15 protein-coding genes are annotated in these 17,704 nt (G+C 63.1%); 6 read left to right on the forward strand and 9 right to left on the reverse strand.

Features of this window, described 5'->3' with window-relative positions:
* Positions 1–255 precede the first annotated feature (255 nt).
* The 4 genes from ACODS1_RS21655 to ACODS1_RS21670 all read right to left on the reverse strand — a co-directional run bounded on the left by ACODS1_RS21655 (position 256) and on the right by ACODS1_RS21670 (position 4,418).
* Entirely contained in the window at positions 256–1,020 is a 765-nt protein-coding gene (locus ACODS1_RS21655) for an amino acid ABC transporter ATP-binding protein (RefSeq protein ID WP_322982040.1), read from the reverse strand.
* A 10-nt stretch (positions 1,021–1,030) separates the two neighbouring features.
* Positions 1,031–2,131, reverse strand: a complete 1,101-nt coding sequence (locus ACODS1_RS21660) for an amino acid ABC transporter permease (RefSeq protein WP_322982039.1) — start codon at positions 2,129–2,131, stop codon at positions 1,031–1,033.
* A gap of 10 nt (positions 2,132–2,141) precedes the next feature.
* Entirely contained in the window at positions 2,142–3,320 is a 1,179-nt protein-coding gene (locus ACODS1_RS21665; protein ID WP_489087276.1) for an amino acid ABC transporter permease, read from the reverse strand.
* A 69-nt stretch (positions 3,321–3,389) separates the two neighbouring features.
* Complete coding sequence (locus tag ACODS1_RS21670; RefSeq protein WP_322982037.1) at positions 3,390–4,418, reverse strand: amino acid ABC transporter substrate-binding protein; 1,029 nt, start codon at positions 4,416–4,418, stop codon at positions 3,390–3,392.
* Positions 4,419–4,891: 473 nt separating this feature from the next.
* Here ACODS1_RS21670 and ACODS1_RS21675 point away from each other — a divergent pair, with 473 nt between their 5' ends.
* From ACODS1_RS21675 to rhlB, 5 genes are all read left to right on the forward strand, one after another.
* Positions 4,892–5,551 carry an alpha/beta hydrolase gene (locus ACODS1_RS21675; RefSeq protein ID WP_489087277.1) on the forward strand — a complete coding sequence of 220 codons (660 nt, stop codon included), beginning with the start codon at positions 4,892–4,894 and terminating at the stop codon, positions 5,549–5,551.
* A gap of 23 nt (positions 5,552–5,574) precedes the next feature.
* Positions 5,575–7,476: an acyl-CoA synthetase gene (locus tag ACODS1_RS21680; protein WP_489087278.1), complete on the forward strand. Its 1,902-nt coding sequence runs from the start codon at positions 5,575–5,577 to the stop codon at positions 7,474–7,476.
* 193 nt (positions 7,477–7,669) lie between these two features.
* A complete protein-coding gene (locus ACODS1_RS21685) occupies positions 7,670–8,608 on the forward strand; it encodes a GGDEF domain-containing protein (protein WP_322982034.1) in 939 nt (312 codons plus the stop codon).
* A 61-nt stretch (positions 8,609–8,669) separates the two neighbouring features.
* Positions 8,670–9,833, forward strand: a complete 1,164-nt coding sequence (locus tag ACODS1_RS21690) for a dipeptidase (protein ID WP_489087279.1) — start codon at positions 8,670–8,672, stop codon at positions 9,831–9,833.
* Positions 9,834–9,943: 110 nt separating this feature from the next.
* Positions 9,944–11,380, forward strand: coding sequence for an ATP-dependent RNA helicase RhlB (rhlB, locus tag ACODS1_RS21695; protein ID WP_322982032.1), 1,437 nt, complete (start codon positions 9,944–9,946; stop codon positions 11,378–11,380).
* A gap of 104 nt (positions 11,381–11,484) precedes the next feature.
* Here rhlB and ACODS1_RS21700 read toward each other — a convergent pair whose 3' ends face one another.
* From ACODS1_RS21700 to ACODS1_RS21720, 5 genes are all read right to left on the reverse strand, one after another.
* Positions 11,485–12,336 carry an SMP-30/gluconolactonase/LRE family protein gene (locus ACODS1_RS21700; protein ID WP_489087280.1) on the reverse strand — a complete coding sequence of 284 codons (852 nt, stop codon included), beginning with the start codon at positions 12,334–12,336 and terminating at the stop codon, positions 11,485–11,487.
* Positions 12,337–12,338: 2 nt separating this feature from the next.
* Complete coding sequence (mntP, locus tag ACODS1_RS21705) at positions 12,339–12,908, reverse strand: manganese efflux pump MntP (protein WP_489087281.1); 570 nt, start codon at positions 12,906–12,908, stop codon at positions 12,339–12,341.
* Positions 12,909–13,161: 253 nt separating this feature from the next.
* On the reverse strand, positions 13,162–13,458 hold the full coding sequence (locus ACODS1_RS21710; protein WP_489087282.1) for a hypothetical protein: 297 nt from the start codon (positions 13,456–13,458) through the stop codon (positions 13,162–13,164).
* A 63-nt stretch (positions 13,459–13,521) separates the two neighbouring features.
* A complete protein-coding gene (locus ACODS1_RS21715; RefSeq protein WP_489087283.1) occupies positions 13,522–14,511 on the reverse strand; it encodes a TerC family protein in 990 nt (329 codons plus the stop codon).
* A gap of 186 nt (positions 14,512–14,697) precedes the next feature.
* The gene (locus ACODS1_RS21720; RefSeq protein WP_489087284.1) at positions 14,698–17,061 is read right to left on the reverse strand and encodes a DNA polymerase II; all 2,364 of its coding nucleotides are present in this window, start codon (positions 17,059–17,061) and stop codon (positions 14,698–14,700) included.
* 214 nt (positions 17,062–17,275) lie between these two features.
* Here ACODS1_RS21720 and ACODS1_RS21725 point away from each other — a divergent pair, with 214 nt between their 5' ends.
* A complete protein-coding gene (locus ACODS1_RS21725; protein WP_489087285.1) occupies positions 17,276–17,704 on the forward strand; it encodes a group II truncated hemoglobin in 429 nt (142 codons plus the stop codon).

Here is a 17,704-nt window from a genome sequence, read left to right on the forward strand (position 1 = left end):
CGAAGCCGGGGCCGGATGATGGGGTGCGCTTTCTTTTGCTTACTTTTCTTTGCGCTGGGCGGCAATCCGAGTTCAAAGAAAAGTGAGTCGCCCGAGGGGGCGAAACCCGGAATATCTGAAAACACCCCAAGCTGCGTCCAGAACACCAGCGCAAGACGACAAAATCAAACAAACTTGCCAGTCCAGTCTCATCAAGCCGTTCCCAGCAAGATGAAAAAAGGAGCCCGCAGGCTCCCCTTTTCACGACAGACAGAATCAATGAATGATCTGACTGAGGAACAGCTTGGTGCGCTCGTTCTGCGGGTTGGTGAAGAAGGTGTCAGGCTCGGCCTGCTCAACGATCTCGCCCTTGTCCATGAAGATCACCCGGTTGGCCACGGTGCGGGCGAAGCCCATCTCGTGGGTCACGCAGAGCATGGTCATGCCGTCTTCGGCCAGGCCGATCATGGTATCGAGCACCTCTTTCACCATCTCCGGGTCGAGCGCCGAGGTCGGTTCGTCGAACAGCATGATCTTCGGTTTCATGCACAGCGCGCGGGCAATCGCCACACGCTGCTGCTGACCACCGGAGAGCTGCCCCGGGTACTTGTGCGCCTGCTCGGGGATGCGCACACGCTCCAGGTAATGCATGGCGATTTCTTCGGCCTGACGCTTGGGCATCTTGCGCACCCACATCGGGGCGAGGATGCAGTTCTGCAGCACGGTCAGGTGCGGGAACAGGTTGAAGTGCTGGAACACCATGCCCACTTCGCGGCGCACGGTTTCGATGTTCTTCAGGTCGCGGGTCAGCTCGGTGCCATCGACCACGATACGCCCTTCCTGGTGCTCTTCCAGGCGGTTGATGCAGCGGATGGTAGTCGACTTGCCCGAGCCCGAAGGCCCGCAGAGCACGATGCGCTCGCCCTGGGTGACGTTCAGGTTGATGTCCTTGAGTACGTGGAACTGACCGTACCACTTGTTCACACCGGTAAGCTGGATGATGCCTTCACCCGCGCCGGAGGCTTTGATTGCTTCTTTCATGTAGGGGTCCTCAACGCTTGTGACCGGTATCCAGCTTGCGCTCCAGGCTCATGGAGTAGCGGGACATGCCGAAACAGAAAATCCAGAAAATCAGGGCAGCGAACACATAGCCCTCGGTTGCCATGCCCAGCCACGCCGGATCTGCAGCCGCCTGCTTGACGCTGTTGAGCAGGTCGAACAGGCCGATGATGATCACCAGGCTGGTGTCTTTGAACAGGGCGATGAAGGTGTTGACGATGCCCGGGATCACCAGCTTAAGCGCCTGCGGCAGGATCACCAGGCCCATCATGCGCCAGTAACCCAGGCCCATCGCGCCGGCCGCTTCGTATTGGCCCTTGGGAATCGCCTGCAGACCACCGCGTACCACCTCTGCAATGTAGGCCGACTGGAACAGAATCACCCCGATCAGCGCGCGCATCAGCTTGTCGAAGCTCATGCCTTCGGGCAGGAACAACGGCAGCATCACCGAGGACATGAACAGCACGGTGATCAGCGGCACACCACGCCAGAATTCGATGAAGGTCACGCAGACCACCTTCACTGCCGGCATGTTGGAGCGCCGGCCCAGTGCCAGCAGGATACCCAGCGGCAGCGCACCGGCGATGCCGACAGCGGCGATCACCAGGGTCAGCATCAGACCGCCCCAACGGCTGGTCGCCACGTTCTGCAGGCCGAGGAAGCCGCCATGCAGCAGCCAGAAGGCCACGACCGGGTAGATCAGCAAGAAGGCGATACCGTAGTGCGCCTTGCGCGGGAAGCGGCTGATGAACAGCGGCGCGGCACCGATGATGGCCAGGAATCCGGCCAGATCGACCCGCCAGCGCAGCTCGCTCGGGTAGAACCCGTACATGAACTGGCTGAAACGGGTCTGGATGAACACCCAGCAGGCGCCTTCTTTCGTGCAGTCGGCGCGAGTCGTACCGACCCAGTTGGCATCGATGAACGCCCACTGCAGAACCGGCGGAATGGTCAGCCAGATCAGGTAGAGCGCGAAGAGCGTCAGCAGGGCGTTCCACCAGTTGGAGAACAGGTTGTCGCGCATCCAGGCGACGGGGCCGACGCTGGTGCTCGGTGGTGGCAGATCCGGTTTGAAAGTATGTGTAGTGCTCATGCGCAGGCCCTCACCGCTCGATCAGCGCAATGCGCTTGTTGTACCAGTTCATCAGCAGGGAAATGCTGATGCTGATGGCCAGATAGACGCTCATGGTAATGGCGATGACCTCGATGGCCTGTCCGGTCTGGTTCAGCACCGTACCGGCGAACAGCGACACCATGTCCGGATAGCCGATACCGGCCGCCAGCGACGAGTTCTTCGCCAGGTTCAGGTACTGGCTGGTCAGCGGCGGAATGATCACGCGCATCGACTGCGGGATGATCACCTTGCGCAACGTGACGCTGGTGCTGAGCCCCAGAGAACGCGCCGCCTCGGTCTGGCCATGGCTGACGGCCTTGATCCCGGAACGCACGTTCTCGGCGATGAAGGCTGCGGTGTAAACCGTCAGGGCGATGGTCAGCGCCAGCAATTCGGGGATCAGTACCCAGCCACCCACATAGTTGAAGCCCCTGAGCTCGGGGAGCGTCCAGTGCACCGGGCTGCCGAACGCCAGCGCGATCAGGCTAGGAATGACCAGGATCATGGCCAGGCCGACCCAGAACTTGTGGAAGGGCACGCCGGTGCTCTCGAAGCGGCGGTTGGCCCAGCGCACCATCAGGACGATGGCCACAAGGGTGAGAACCAGGCCGATCACGAACGGCCAGAACCCCTCGGCAACATTGGCTGCCGGCATGTTCAGGCCACGGTTGCTGAGAAAGAAGGTGTCATTGAGGCTGATACTGCTGCGCGGCCCAGGCAAAGGCAGCAGCACGGCGAAATACCAGAAAAGAATTTGCAGCAGCGGCGGGATATTGCGGAACACCTCGATATAGACGGTGGCCAGCTTGCTCAGCATCCAGTTCGGCGACAGCCGCGCGATGCCGATGAGAAAACCCAGAATGGTCGCCAGAATGATGCCGATGAAGGAGACCAAAAGCGTGTTGAGCAACCCGATGACGAAGACGCGCGCGTAGCTGTCTGCCTCCGTATAACTGATCAGGTGCTGAGCGATGCCGAAGCCGGCACTGCGCTCGAGAAAGTCGAAACCGGACGTGATACCGCGATGCTGCAGGTTGGTCTGCGTGTTGTAGAACAGGAACCAGCCCAGAGACACGACGGCCACGACGGTGATGATCTGGAATAGCCAAGCACGCACACGTGGATCGCTAAGGGAAAACCCCTGCGGTGCGCCAATCTTTTTCTGCATGGGAATAATGCCCCAGGTATATCGGAACGAAATCGCCCGGCAGAGGCTGCCGGGCGACAAGTCGGTCAATCAGCGCACGGGCGGTGCGTAATGCAGACCACCTTTGTTCCACAGCGCATTGAGGCCGCGCTCGATCTTCAGCTCGCTACCGGCACCGACGTTGCGGTCGAAGACCTCACCGTAGTTACCAACCTGCTTGACCACCTGTACCAGCCAGTCTTTCGGCAGCTTGAGGTCTTTGCCGTACTCGCCGTCAGCACCCAGCATACGGGCGATGTCCGGGTTCTTGGTTTCCTTGGCCATGGCCTCGACGTTCTTCGAGGTCACACCCAGTTCTTCGGCGTTGAGCATGCCGAACAGCGTCCACTTGACGATGGTGAACCACTCTTCATCACCACGGCGAACCACCGGGCCCAGAGGCTCCTTGGAGATCACTTCCGGCAGAACGACCCACTGATCCGGCGAGGCCAGCTTGATGCGCTGGGCATACAGCTGCGACTGGTCGGAGGTCAGCACGTCGCAACGACCGGCTTCCAGCGACTTGGCGCTTTCGTCGGAGGTGTCGAAGGTGATGGGGGTGTACTTCAGGCCATTGGCGCGGAAGTAGTCGGAGACGTTCAGCTCGGTGGTGGTGCCTGCCTGGATGCAGATGGTGGCGCCATCGAGTTCCTTGGCACTGGCAACGCCCAGCTTCTTGTTCACCAGGAAGCCGATGCCGTCGTAGTAGGTCACGCCGGTGAACACCAGGCCCATGCCGCCATCGCGGGAGCTGGTCCAGGTGGTGTTACGCGACAGCATGTCGACTTCGCCGGACTGGATCGCCGTGAAGCGCTCCTTGGCCGTCAGCGGGCTGTACTTGACCTTGCTCGCATCGCCGAACACGGCAGCAGCCACTGCGCGGCAGACGTCGACGTCGATGCCTTGATAGTTACCTTTTTCGTCCGGCACCGAGAAACCCGGCAGACCGTCACTCACACCGCACTGCACGAAGCCTTTCTTCTGGACGGCGTCCAGGGTGGCGCCTGCATGGGCAAAACCGCTGACACCGAGTACGACTGCGGTGGTCACGGCGGCCAGGGTGGATTTCACCATCTTCATCAAAACCTCCAGTGCTCTTGTTGTGTTGGCGTCTCCGTCCGGTTTCTCCGCCCTTGTGAGGCATGCGATACGCTGGCGACAGCGTGATCGACGAGAAGCCCGAACCACGGTTGGAGCATAGTCGGTGATGCCCTCTGCTGACCGACTGTCTCCATCCGGCCCATCGGTTAATGGGCCCAAGACGTACTTTTTAACTTCCGTGTGGGGCGCTAGCCCTTCACGTTGCTCAAGGCCCCCAGGTAGCAGGCCCCTGCCTGTTGCACGATAGGTAATGGCACAGTGTTACCGTTACCGCATCGCGTCGTCAGTTCGGTTTAGCTGTAGCAAGCGCCGTACCAGCCACTGGCAAAATGCCGGTTCGGCAGGGTTCAAGAGCAAAACTTTCACCTGTGCGACAACTTATTCACAGATTAGCCAAGCGCAAAAAAGCAGTCGCACCAAAATAAAGCAGCCGCACCACACTGGAGCTACCAATGACCACACCCATGATTGTGCAACCCTCGCAAAGTGCCGATGCCAGCGTGATCTGGCTACACGGCCTGGGCGCCGACCGCTATGACTTCCTGCCGGTCGCCGAAATGCTGCAGGAACGCCTGCCCAGCACCCGCTTCATCCTGCCGCAAGCCCCCACGCGCCCTGTGACCATCAACGGTGGCTGGAGCATGCCGAGCTGGTACGACATTCTCGCCATGAGCCCGGCACGCGCCATCGACCAGGCGCAGCTAGACGAGTCTGCCGACCAGGTGCTGGCACTGATAGCGGCCGAACGTGCAAGCGGGATCGCCGCCGACCGCATCATCCTGGCCGGTTTTTCGCAGGGTGGAGCCGTGGTGCTGCACACCGCCTTCCTGCGCCATGACGAGGCACTGGGTGGCGTGCTGGCGTTGTCCACCTACGCCCCGACCTTCAGTGACGACATGCTGCTGTCGGATACAAAAAGACAACTGCCGGTGCTGTGCTTGCATGGCAGATTCGACGACGTCGTGATCCCCGACATGGGGCGCGCGGCATTCGACCACCTGCACGCTCGATCCGTACAGGCACAGTGGCGCGACTACCCGATGGCTCACGAGGTCATCCCGGAAGAGATTCGCGACATCGCCGACTGGCTGAGCGAGCGGCTGGCCCGCTGAACGCATGGAGATTTCTACGAGAGATGAGCACAGCGCCCCTGATCCGCACCCTGCAGGATATCCAAGCGATCGAGCGTACGCCGCTCGCTGAACGCAACCTGCCAACGAGCACCTATGAGCTGATCCGGCGCACGGCGTACGCCCACCCCGATGCCCAGGCGCTGTCCTTCCTTCTTCAGGGCAATGGTGAAGAGAGTCCGCTGCGCCTGAACTATGCCGAACTGCTCGGCAAGATCACCCAGACCGCCAACGCCTTTCACCGCCTGGGCCTGCGCCCGGGCAAGGCGGTCTCCTTCCTGCTGCCCAACCTGCCGCAAACCCACTACACCATCTGGGGCGGCGAGGCGGCCGGCATCGTCAACGCGATCAATCCGTTGCTTGAGCCCGAGCACATCGCCGAACTGATCCACGCCTCGGACTCCGAGTTGCTGGTGACCCTGGCGCCCTTCCCCGGCACCGATCTGTGGGACAAGGTCAACTCGCTGCGCGATCACCTGCCGGAGCTCAAGGCAATCCTCTGCGTGGACATGGCCAACCTCCTGCCCGAGCCCCAGCGCAGCGCGATCAAGGCCCAGCGCGGCCCATTGCCCGAAGGCGTGCTGGATTTCGACGAGACCATCGCCGCCTGCCCGGCGGATCATCTGGAAAGTGGCCGCGTCATCAGCACCGATGACATCGCCAGCTACTTTCACACCGGCGGCACCACCGGCACCCCGAAACTGGCCCCGCACAGCCACGGCAACGAAGTGGCGATGGCCTACAGCATGAACCTGGTCACCCGCTTCGGCGTCGGCGATGTAACGCTCTGCGGCCTGCCACTGTTTCACGTCAACGGAGTGATCGTCACCGGCCTGGCGGCCTTCATCGGCGGCGCCGAAGTGCTGCTGGCTACCCCGCAGGGCTATCGCAACACCACCCTGATCGGCAACTTCTGGAAGGTGATAGCACGCCACAAGGTCAGTTTCTTCAGTGGCGTACCGACCATCTATGCCGGCCTGCTGCAGGTACCCAGCGAAGGCTACGACCTGTCCTCGCTGAAATATGCCTTATGCGGCGCCGCGCCGATGCCGGTTGAGCTGATCCGCCAATTCGAGGCCAAGACCGGCCTGACCCTGATCGAAGGCTACGGCCTGACCGAAGGCACCTGCGGCAGTTGCGCCAATCCACCAGCCGGCGAGCGTCGTCCGGGCTCCATCGGCCTACCGATGCCCTATTGCGAGGTCAGCATCAAGATCGTCGACGAGCAGGGGCAGTACCTGCGCGATGCGGCGCCTAACGAAATCGGTAACCTGTGCATCCGTGGCGCCACGGTGTTCAAGGGCTACCTGCAGGCCAGCAAGAATGCCGGCATCTGGGTCGATGGCGACTGGTTCAACACCGGCGACCTCGGCCGCGTCGATGCCGACGGCTATATCTGGCTGACCGGGCGCAGCAAGGATCTGATCATCCGCGGCGGCCACAACATCGACCCGCAGATGATCGAGGAAGCACTGCACAAGCACCCGGCCGTGGCCATGGCCGCTGCCGTGGGCAAGCCCGACGAGAAGGCCGGCGAGCTGCCGGTGGTCTACGTGCAACTCAAGCCGGGGATGCAGGCCAACGAGGCCGAGCTGCTGGAGCATGCCGCCGCACACATTCCCGAACGCGCCGCGGTGCCCAAGGATGCCTGGATCATCGACGCCATTCCGCTGACCGCCGTGGGCAAGACCTTCAAGCCGGCACTGCGTTTCGATGCGATCAGCCGCGTCTACCGGGCGGCACTGCATGAGCTCGATAGCGCGATCCAGGTCGAGGTGCAGAGCGACGACAAGGCCGGGCAACTGGCCCATGTGCATCTGCCACGCCGCGATGACGCGCTGAGCGAAGCCATCGCCCAACGCCTCTCGGGGTTTGCCGTCGGCCACCGGATTCACCTGCCTGAGTGAGCCGGCAAGGCGCAGGGACGCGCGCCAGTTAACAGCTTGAAAACAACGTACAACCACTGGTCGGCCCGCCGTCCGGTGAGCATTGTCAGGACTCGAGGCCGGGAATACTGTCGGGGGCGACATGTAAACGAGAACAGGGAGCGTTACCCAGCCGTCGGGCTGCGGCACTCCCGTCAGATCCCAAGACGAGTCGATGAAGCTGGCGCACTGGCAGGCCGACCTGCATCAGATCAAGCAACTGCGGTTGTTCAACCAGGTTGCCCTGGACAACCTGGATCAGTTGCTCAAGGAGTTTCGCGCCTACGACCTGGAGGCCAGCGAGGTATTGCTGTCACCCTTCAACCGCAACCAGCACCTTTATCTAGTGATCCGCGGGCGCCTGCGCGTGTACCTGGGCTCGCTGGACAACCAGGCGGTCAGCACGCTGGAAGTCGGCGACTGTGCCGGCGAAATCAGCTTCATCGACAATGAACATCCCTCGGCCTACGTCGTCGCCGAGCAACCCTCGACGGTGCTGCGCCTGCACCGCGAATCACTGCTCGAGCTGTTCCGCCAATCCCCGCAAATGATGCAGAACCTGCTGGAGCTGCTCTGCGACCGCGTGCGCAAGGGCAACCGGCAGATTCTCGACAGCGAACAGAACGCCAATGTCGACACCCTGACCAACTGCTTCAACCGGCGCTGGCTGGAGCATGTATTCGAACGCGAGAGCACCCGTTGCGCACTGAATGAGCAGCCACTGTCGCTGCTGATGCTGGATGTCGATCACTTCAAAGCCTACAACGACCGGCATGGCCATCTACCCGGCGACTATGCCCTGTGCCTGGTCGCCCATACCCTGCGCAACCAGTTGCGGCCCAAAGACAGCCTGGTGCGTTTCGGCGGCGAGGAGTTCGTCATCCTCCTGCCGGAACTGGCAGCCAGCGATGCTCGCGCCATCGGCGAACGCCTGCGCAAAAGCCTGGAACAGATCACCTCCTTCTATTCGCCGGTCGGTGTCTTGCCGGGCGTGACCATTTCCCTCGGCCTGGCCGAGATGCAGACGGCGGACAGCCTGCAGGGCCTGATCGCCCGCGCCGATGCTGCGCTGTACCAGGCCAAGCAGCAGGGGCGCAACTGCCTCTGCGGCTGAGCGCCAGCGTCACCAGAGACTGCTAGAGTGCCAGGCATGACAACACGCCTGGATGGCTCACATGCGCAAACTGCTGATTGCCGTACTCCTGCTCGCTCCCCTCTCCGCCCTGGCGTTCTTCGGCCTGCCAGAGGTGCTCGACGCGCGGATGAACAGCGTCGCCAGCCCGCCGCCCTATGCCGCCAGCGACAGTGCACGGAAGCTGCACCAGGGCCTGTTCGTCGCCGACCTGCATGACGACGCCCTGCTCTGGGAGCGCGATCTGCTCAAACGCTACGACTATGGCCACTCCGACCTGCCACGCATGCTCGAAGGCCGCCTCGGCCTGCAGGTGTTCTCCACCGTGACCAAGACACCACGCGGCCTGAACATGGAGAGCAACGCTGCCGACAGCGACAACATCACCCTGTTGGCGATGGCCCAGCGCTGGCCACGGGAAACCTGGAGCAGCCTGCTGCAACGCGCGCTGTACCAGGCGCAGAAGCTCAAGGACGCGTCTGCTGGCAGCGACGGCCGCCTGGTGCTGATCCGCACCCGCGCTGACCTGAGCACCTTCATCACCGCCTGGCAGCAGGATCCCAACCGTGTCGCGGCCCTACTCGCCACCGAAGGCCTGCATCCCATCGAAGGCAAGCTGGAGAACATCGATGTGCTGTATGACGCCGGCTTTCGCATCGCCGGCCTGACCCACTTCTTCGACAACGAGGTCGGCGGCTCCGCCCACGGCCTGGAGAAAGGCGGGCTGACCCCGCTGGGGCGCCAGGTGATCGCGCGCCTGGAAGAAAAATCCATGCTGGTCGACCTGGCCCACGCCTCACGCCCGCTGATCGATGACGTACTAGCCATGGCCACGCGCCCTGTGCTGGTCTCGCACACCGGGGTAGAGGGTACCTGCGCCGGCACACGTAACCTCAGCGACCGGAACCTGCAGGCCATCGCCGCCACCGGCGGAGTGGTCGGCATCGGCTACTGGAGCACCGCCGTGTGCGACACCTCGGTCGCCGCCATCGTCAAGGCCATCCGCTACACGGTGGACAAGATCGGCGTTGAACATGTCGCCCTGGGCTCGGACTTCAATGGCACCGTGCACACGCCGTTCGATGTCACCGGCCTGGCGCAGATCACCGAGGGGCTGCAGCAAGCCGGCTTCGACGACAGCGCCATCGCCGCGATCATGGGCGGCAACGTGCAGCGCCTGCTGCTGGCCAGCCTGCCGGAAAAATGAGGCACTGACCGCACACTACGCTTGACAGGCGCCTGCGAAGCACTTCGCCACGCCCGCGTCTTGCATTACACTGGCGGGCGTTCACTCCTTAACCAGTCGATGAGAAGCCCGTGCTCAAAGCACTCAAGAAAATGTTCGGCAAAGCCGAAGACGAGCAGCCACAACCAGCGCCGTCCCCCGTAGCAGCGCCTGCCCAGAGCAGTGGCGCAGGCGAAAAGCCTCCCCGTCAGAACAAACCGGCCCCTACCGCTGGCGACGCTCCCGCCCCCCAGCAGCCCCGTCCGCCGAAGGCCGACAAACCGCGCCGTGAGCGCCCGGCCAAACCCGTCGATACCTGGAAGCTGGAAGACTTCGCGGTCGAGCCAGCCGAAGGCAAGACGCGCTTTCACGACTTCAAGCTCGCGCCCGAGCTGATGCATGCCATCCACGATCTTGGCTTCCCCTACTGCACGCCGATCCAGGCGGGCGTACTGGGCTACACCCTCAAGGGCCAGGACGCAATCGGTCGCGCCCAGACCGGTACCGGCAAGACCGCGGCCTTCCTCATTTCGATCATCACCCAGTTGCTGCAGACCCCGGCGCCGAAAGAGCGCTACATGGGCGAACCGCGTGCGCTGATCATCGCGCCGACCCGCGAACTGGTAGTGCAGATCGCCAAGGATGCCGCCGAGCTGACCAAGTACACCAAGCTCAACGTCATGAGCTTCGTCGGCGGCATGGACTTTGACAAGCAGCTCAAGCAGCTGGAATCGCGCTTCTGCGACATCCTCGTGGCCACGCCTGGCCGCCTGCTGGACTTCAACCAGCGCGGCGAAGTGCACCTGGACATGGTCGAAGTGATGGTGCTCGACGAAGCCGACCGCATGCTCGACATGGGCTTCATCCCGCAGGTACGCCAGATCATCCGCCAGACGCCGATGAAGGGCGACCGCCAGACCCTGCTGTTCTCAGCCACCTTCACCGACGATGTGATGAACCTGGCCAAGCAGTGGACGGTCAACCCTGCCATCGTCGAGATCGAGCCGGAGAACGTCGCCAGCGACACCGTCGAGCAGCACGTCTACGCCGTGGCCTCGGCCGACAAATACAAACTGCTGTACAACCTGATCAGCCAGAACGACTGGACGCGAGTCATGGTCTTCGCCAACCGCAAGGACGAAGTGCGGCGCATCGAAGAGCGCCTGACCCGCGACGGCATCAGCGCCGTGCAGATGTCCGGCGACATTCCCCAGCACAAGCGCATCCGTGCCCTGGAAGGCTTCCGCGAAGGCAAGATCCGCGTCATGGTCGCCACTGACGTGGCCGGTCGCGGCATCCACGTCGATGCCATCAGCCACGTGATCAACTTCACCCTGCCGGAAGATCCGGACGACTATGTGCACCGCATCGGCCGTACCGGCCGCGCCGGCACCAGCGGCACCTCGATCAGCTTCGCCGGTGAGGACGACGCCTTCGCCCTGCCACCGATCGAAGCGCTGATCGGCCGCAAGATCCAGTGCGAGATGCCGCCGGACGAACTGCTCAAGCCCGTGCCACGCAAGCACTAAGGCCAGCGGATAAAAAAGGCGAAGCCAGTGGCTTCGCCTTTTTCATGGCGGCCTGATAAGCGCACACCGGCAACCGCCAGGGATGACCGCCAGCGCCTGATGCGCTAGTCCAGACTCAACTCCAGCACCCGGCCACGCCCACCTTCCGCCACCAGATAACGGCCAGCGCCAAGCGGCAGAATCGACTGCGGCGACTTGAGGTACGACAGCATGGTGTGCCGCTGGCCCTGCGCGTCGATCAGCAGCACGCGGGCGCGGTGGTTGGAGTCCTCACTGATCCACAAACCACGAGCATCGCAGAGCAGGAAGGTGGGGTGATGGAGGCCTTCCAGCACAACCGGGTCACGGTCGTCCTCGGTCAACTCACGGATGACGCCGTTGGCTTTCTCGGTGTAGAGCACGCGCCCGTCACCGCAGCGGGTAATCGACTCGCTCTCGGTCATGTGTTCGCGCACCACGCTCAGTTGCTGATCGGCCCAGCGATAACGCCACAGACGGCCATCGCCCTTGCGATCTTCGATGGCATACAGGGAATCACCGTCCTCCCACAGCCCCTGAACGTTCTCGCCCTGGAACAACACCTCGACCCGGCCGTCACGCAGCAGGCTGACGGTCTTGCCGGCCGCCTCCTGGCTGAACACCAGGCCGTTGGGCAGACTCAACAAGCCGTCAGGCTTGGACAGCCCGGCCACCAGCACCTGGCGCCGACCGTCGGGATAGAGCTGCAGGATATTGCCCTCGCCGTCGGACAGTTCCTGACTGAGCAGAAGGCTGCCATCGGCGCCGTGCGCCATGGCGGCGGGCTTCATCACGCCATCATAGGCCACGCGATACGACCAGCCAGCGGCCGCCTGCACCGGATAGAAATATTGCCAGGCGAAGAACAGTAAGGCGGCCACACAGAGCCCGGTCGTCAGGCCCAGACTGACCTTGAGTGCACGCACATGAGGCGACATGGTCAAAGACTCGCAAAGTGTTCATAGAGAATGCTGCTGCCCACCAGAATCAGCACGACACCGCCCAGCAGCTCGGCGCGCTTGCCAACCAGTTGCCCCAGCACACGGCCCAACAACATACCCAAAGTCACCATCAATGTGGTGGCCAAACCGATACACAGTGCAGCCACCAGGATATTCACCTCGACGAAGGCCAGGCCCACACCGACCGCCAGCGCATCGATGCTGGTGGCTACGGCCGTGACGGCCAGCACCCAGAAGGAATGACGCGAGGGCTTGTCTTCAGGCGCATCGTCATCGGCGCTGAGAGCGGCATGGATCATATGCACGCCGAGCCCGACCAGCAGCACGAAGGCGATCCAGTGATCCCACTCGAGGACGAAACGACTGGCGGCCTGACCGATCAGCCAGCCGATGATCGGCGTGATGGCCTCGATGCTGCCGAAGATCACCCCGGCACGCAGGGCTTCGGCAAAGCGCGGTTTGTGCAGACTCGAGCCCTTGCCGATGGCAGCGGCGAAGGCATCCGTCGACATGGCGAAGGACAGAAGCAGTAGCGAGAGAGGGTTCAAGGGAAACTCCAGCCGGGCCTGAGTCAACGACAAGCCACTGCGCGCCCGACCTGGCACAGGACTGTCGTTGGTCTCACCAATCCCAGCGGATGCGTTGGCCACGGCAGGTTGCCGAGAATGTTGGCCAACGCGCCGACGCTAGCGCGACGGCAGGCTACTCCCCAAAGAGGCGCGCAGGATAAACCCAAGTGCGCCGAGACGAAAGTCACGGCGCGCAGCAACCGCCAGGCGGTAACCCGCGCGCCGACCAGGCTCAGGTTTCGACGCCCGGCTCCATCGGCTTCTCGGGCTCCACCTTGGGCGCTTCGGCGTCCTGCTCCTTGTCGTCCTTGCCCAGCGCACGGTTGGTGGACTCCTGCAGGGAGTCCACCTGGCGGTTGACCTCATCGACCACTTCGCCGACCGAGCCACTGATCAGAGCCTGCGCCTCTTTCTTCGCCTCCTCGGCAAGCTTCTGCGCGGACTGCTCGGCCGCATCGCAGCCTGCCAGCGCGATCAGCGCCACGCTCAGGGCAACGGGGGTCAGGGACTTTTTCCAGTAATGATTCATGTGCATGTCTCCAGTTTCAGGTTGCCCGCATCGGCCTTGATCGCCGAGGTCGGGAACGGGGCATCACGGCTTGTCCGGTTGCGGCTGGCCACGCGTCTTGTACAGCGACAACAGCACGCCGCCGATCAACAGGCCCAGGGTCACGCTCAGCGACACCACGGCCGGGATCTTGCCGATGATTCCGACCAGGAAGATCTTCGCGCCGATGAACACCAGCACCAGGGCCAGCGCGTACTTGAGGTAGGCGAAGCGGTGGATCAGCGCTGCCAGGGCGAAGTACAGGGCGCGTAGGCCGAGGATGGCGAAGATATTCGAGGTGTAGACGATGAACGGATCCTGGGTAATGGCGAAGATCGCCGGCACGCTGTCGATGGCGAACATCAAGTCGGCGCATTCGATCAGGATCAGCGCCAGGAACAGCGGCGTTACCCACAGCACGCTGCGCCCCTTGCCGTCGCCCTGACGCACGAAGAAACGCTCGCCATGCAGGCCATCGGTCACGCGCAGGTGCTTGCGCAGGAACTTCACCAACACGTTGTTCTGCAGATCCGGCGCATCGTCGAGCTTGGAGAACAGCATCTTCACGCCCGTGAAGAACAGGAAGGCACCGAACAGATAGAGAATCCAGCTGAACTCATGAATCAGCGCCGCGCCCAGGCCGATCATGATCGCCCGCAGCACCAGCACGCCCATGATTCCCCAGAACAGCACCTTGTGCTGGTACTGCCTTGGGATGGCGAGGAAGCTGAAGATCATGGCCATGAGAAACACGTTGTCCATCGACAGCGATTTCTCGATCAGAAAGCCGGTGACGTAATCCATGCTGGCGTCGCCGCCTTTCTGGAAGAACACCCAGACACCGAACAGCAGGCCTGCGGTGATGTAGCCGGCGGATAGCAACAGACTCTCGCGCACGCCGATTTCGCGGTTATCGCGATGCAGCACGCCAAGGTCGAAGGCCAGCAGGGAGATGACGACAGCGATGAAGACCAGCCACAACCAGGTGGCCGTGCCGAGGAAGTCGGCGAAGAGGAACGGTTCTAGGGCAGTCATGAGCCCCTCCTACAGTCAGATTGAACAGACTGTGATTCCGACATCGCGGTGTTAACCGCCAGAGGGGCCCGGCATCACGGGCGCAACGATACTCAGGCCGCGAACGCCGCTCAATGGGACGAAGTTTGCAAAGTATTTCGCCTGGCCCGCACCGTTGTGCCCAGCCAGAGCAGCCGCCGGGGCTTTTCAGAACAACCCGAGCTGCCCGTCCACCAGCCGCTCGAAGTCGCCGCCGACGAACGGCAGGATGGCATCAGCCACCGGTTTCAGTTGGCGGCTGATGTAGTGCTCGTAGTCCACTGGTGACAGCAGACGCTCCAGCGGTTGCGGCCCGCCGGTGGTGATCAGGTAGCTGATCCAGCCGCCGCGCTGGTACTGCAAGGGCCGCCCAAGGTGCTGGTTATGCTCGTCGGCCAGGCGCGCGGCGCGCACGTGCGGCGGCACGTTGCGCTGGTAGTCGTCGAGGCGTCGGCGCAAACGCTTGCGATACACCAGCAACTCGTCCAGTTCGCCGGCCAGGGTGCGTTTCACGTAATCGCGCACATAGTTCTCATAGGGCTGGCCGGCGAACACCAGGCGATAGAGCTCCTGCTGAAAGCGCTGGGCCAGCGGCGACCAGTCGGTGCGCACCGTCTCCAGGCCCTTGAACACCATGCGCTCGCTGCCGTCGGCGGCGCACACCAGGCCCGCATAGCGCTTCTTGCTGCCCTCCTCGGTGCCACGAATGGTGGGCATGAGAAAGCGCCGGTAATGGGTCTCGAACTGCAGCTCCAGAGCGCTGACCAGGCCGTACTCACTCTGCAGATGCTCGCGCCACCAGGCGTTCACGCGCGCTACCAGCGCGCGGCCGATACGCGCTGCCTCGTCCTCGTCGTGGGCGCGGCCGAGCCAGACGAAGGTGGAGTCGGTGTCACCGTAGATCACCGCATGGCCTTCGGCTTCGATCAGCTCGCGGGTGCGCTTCATGATCTGGTGCCCGCGCAGGGTGATCGACGAGGCCAGGCGTGGATCGAAGAAGCGACAGCCGCTGGAGCCGAGCACGCCGTAGAAGGCGTTCATGATGATCTTCAGCGCCTGCGACAAGGCCGCGTTGCCCTCGCGCTTGGCCGCCTCGCGCCCCTGCCAGACGCGCTCGACGATGGCCGGCAAGCAATGCCGGGTACGCGAGAAACGCGCGCCGCGAAAACCTTCCACCGAGTGTTCGTCATCCGGCTGATGCAGGCCTTCGACCAGCCCCAGCGGGTCGATCAGAAAGCTGCGGATGATCGACGGATACAGGCTCTTGTAGTCCAGCACCAGCACCGAGTCGTACAGACCGGGGCGCGAATCCATGACGAAGCCGCCGGGGCTGTTCTCGCCACGGATGTCGCCGAGGTTCGGCGCGACATAACCCAGGCGGTGCATCGGCGGCAGGTACAAATGGGTGAAAGCCGCCACCGAGCCGCCGCTGCGATCAGCCGCTAGGCCAGTGACGCTGGAGCGCTCCAGCAGGAAGGCAAGCAGATCGGTGTGGGCGAAGATGCGCGTGACCAGCTCGCAGTCCTTGAGGTTGTAGCGCGCCAGCGCCGGCTTGTCCTCGTCGAACATGCGCTGGATCTCGTCCATCCGCGCATAGGGCGTGTCGATCGCCTTGCCCTCGCCGAGTAACGTCTGCGCCACCGATTCCAGGCTGAACGAGGAAAAACTCCAGGTGGCCGAGCGCAGCGCCTCGATGCCGTCGATAATCAGCCGCCCGGCCGCCTCGGCGAAGTAGTGCTGGCTGCTGTTGTGCTGGCGCCAGCCCATCACGTCGCCGCCACGCCCCAGCAGCAGCGGCTGCTTGAACTGCTCGGCATGATCGCGCAGCACACGCAGGTCGAATTGCACCAGGTTCCAGCCGATGATGGCGTCGGGATCATGCCGCTGCAGCCAGTCATTCAGCCGTTCGAGCAGCAACTGGCGGCTGTCGCAGTACTCCAGGTCGAAGTCGACGATGCTGGCGTCGCCATTGGCCGGGCCGAGCATGTACACCTGGCGCTGGCCGCAGCCTTCCAGGGCGATGGAATACAGCTCGCCACGGGCACTGGTTTCGATATCCAGCGACACCAGGCGTAGCGCCGGGCGGTAATCAGGCGCGGGTTTGAGCGACTTGCACAGCAGGCTGCCGTCTTCCTGCTCGATACCCTCGAACAGCACGCTGGCAGTGATAAAGCGCTCCATCAGGTAGCGATCTGGCGGGCGAATATCGGCCTCGTACACATCAACGCCGACCTGACGCAGCTTCTTCTCCAGCTGCAACAACTGGCGGTACTGGCGGCAATACAGGCCCAGCACCGGGCGGCGCTTGAAGTCGCGCAAGGCCAACTCGCGCAGCTCGATGCCTTTCTCGTTGCGCAACAACGGCTCGGCCCAGGCACGCTGCTCGGCGGGGATAAAAGCCACCACGTCCTGGCACGGCAGGCGCACCTGACGCGGGCCGGCATCGGTCGCCAGCCAGAAGGCCACCTCGGTGCCCTCCGGCGTATCGCGCCAATGGCGGCTAAGCACGAAGCCTTGCTGGGGTTGCGTCATCGGGATTGGGCTACGGATTCAAACTCGGTGCTTAAGGGCTACTTGTGGGAGGGGCTTTCGGCTCTGGCATCCTGCTTCGCTCTAACTCCTGCATCCATGCAGTCGTAGCCGCGACCGTCGCCGCTAAAGCGCCTCCCACAGGAGCATATGCTTCAAACTGGCCGGCCATTCTACGCCAGCGGTTACAATGGCGCCTTTTCCGCGGAACAACGCGATGAGCGACACACCTCCCTACGGCACCGGCGATGCCTCCTACCAGGCCGCTGGCGGCATCGACGGCCTGCGCCGTCTGGTCGACGACTTCTACCGCCTGATGGACGAACGCCCCGAAGCCGCCGCACTGCGTGCCCTGCACCCAGCCGACCTGAGCGCCTCACGCGACAAGCTGGCGTGCTTCCTGAGCGGCTGGCTGGGCGGGCCGCGGCTGTTCGCCGAGAAATACGGCAGCATCAGCATTCCGGCCTTCCATGCCCAATGGCCAATCGATCAGACGCTGGCCGAAAGCTGGCTGAGCTGCATGGCCGGCGCCATCGCTCTACAGAACTATGAGCCGGCGTTCGCCCACTACCTGCTGGTGCAACTGCGCGTACCCGCCGAACGCTCCGTACAGGCCAGCCAAAACCGTCATCGCAAGGAACCCTGA

Source organism: Pseudomonas sp. FG29, from assembly GCF_057809355.1.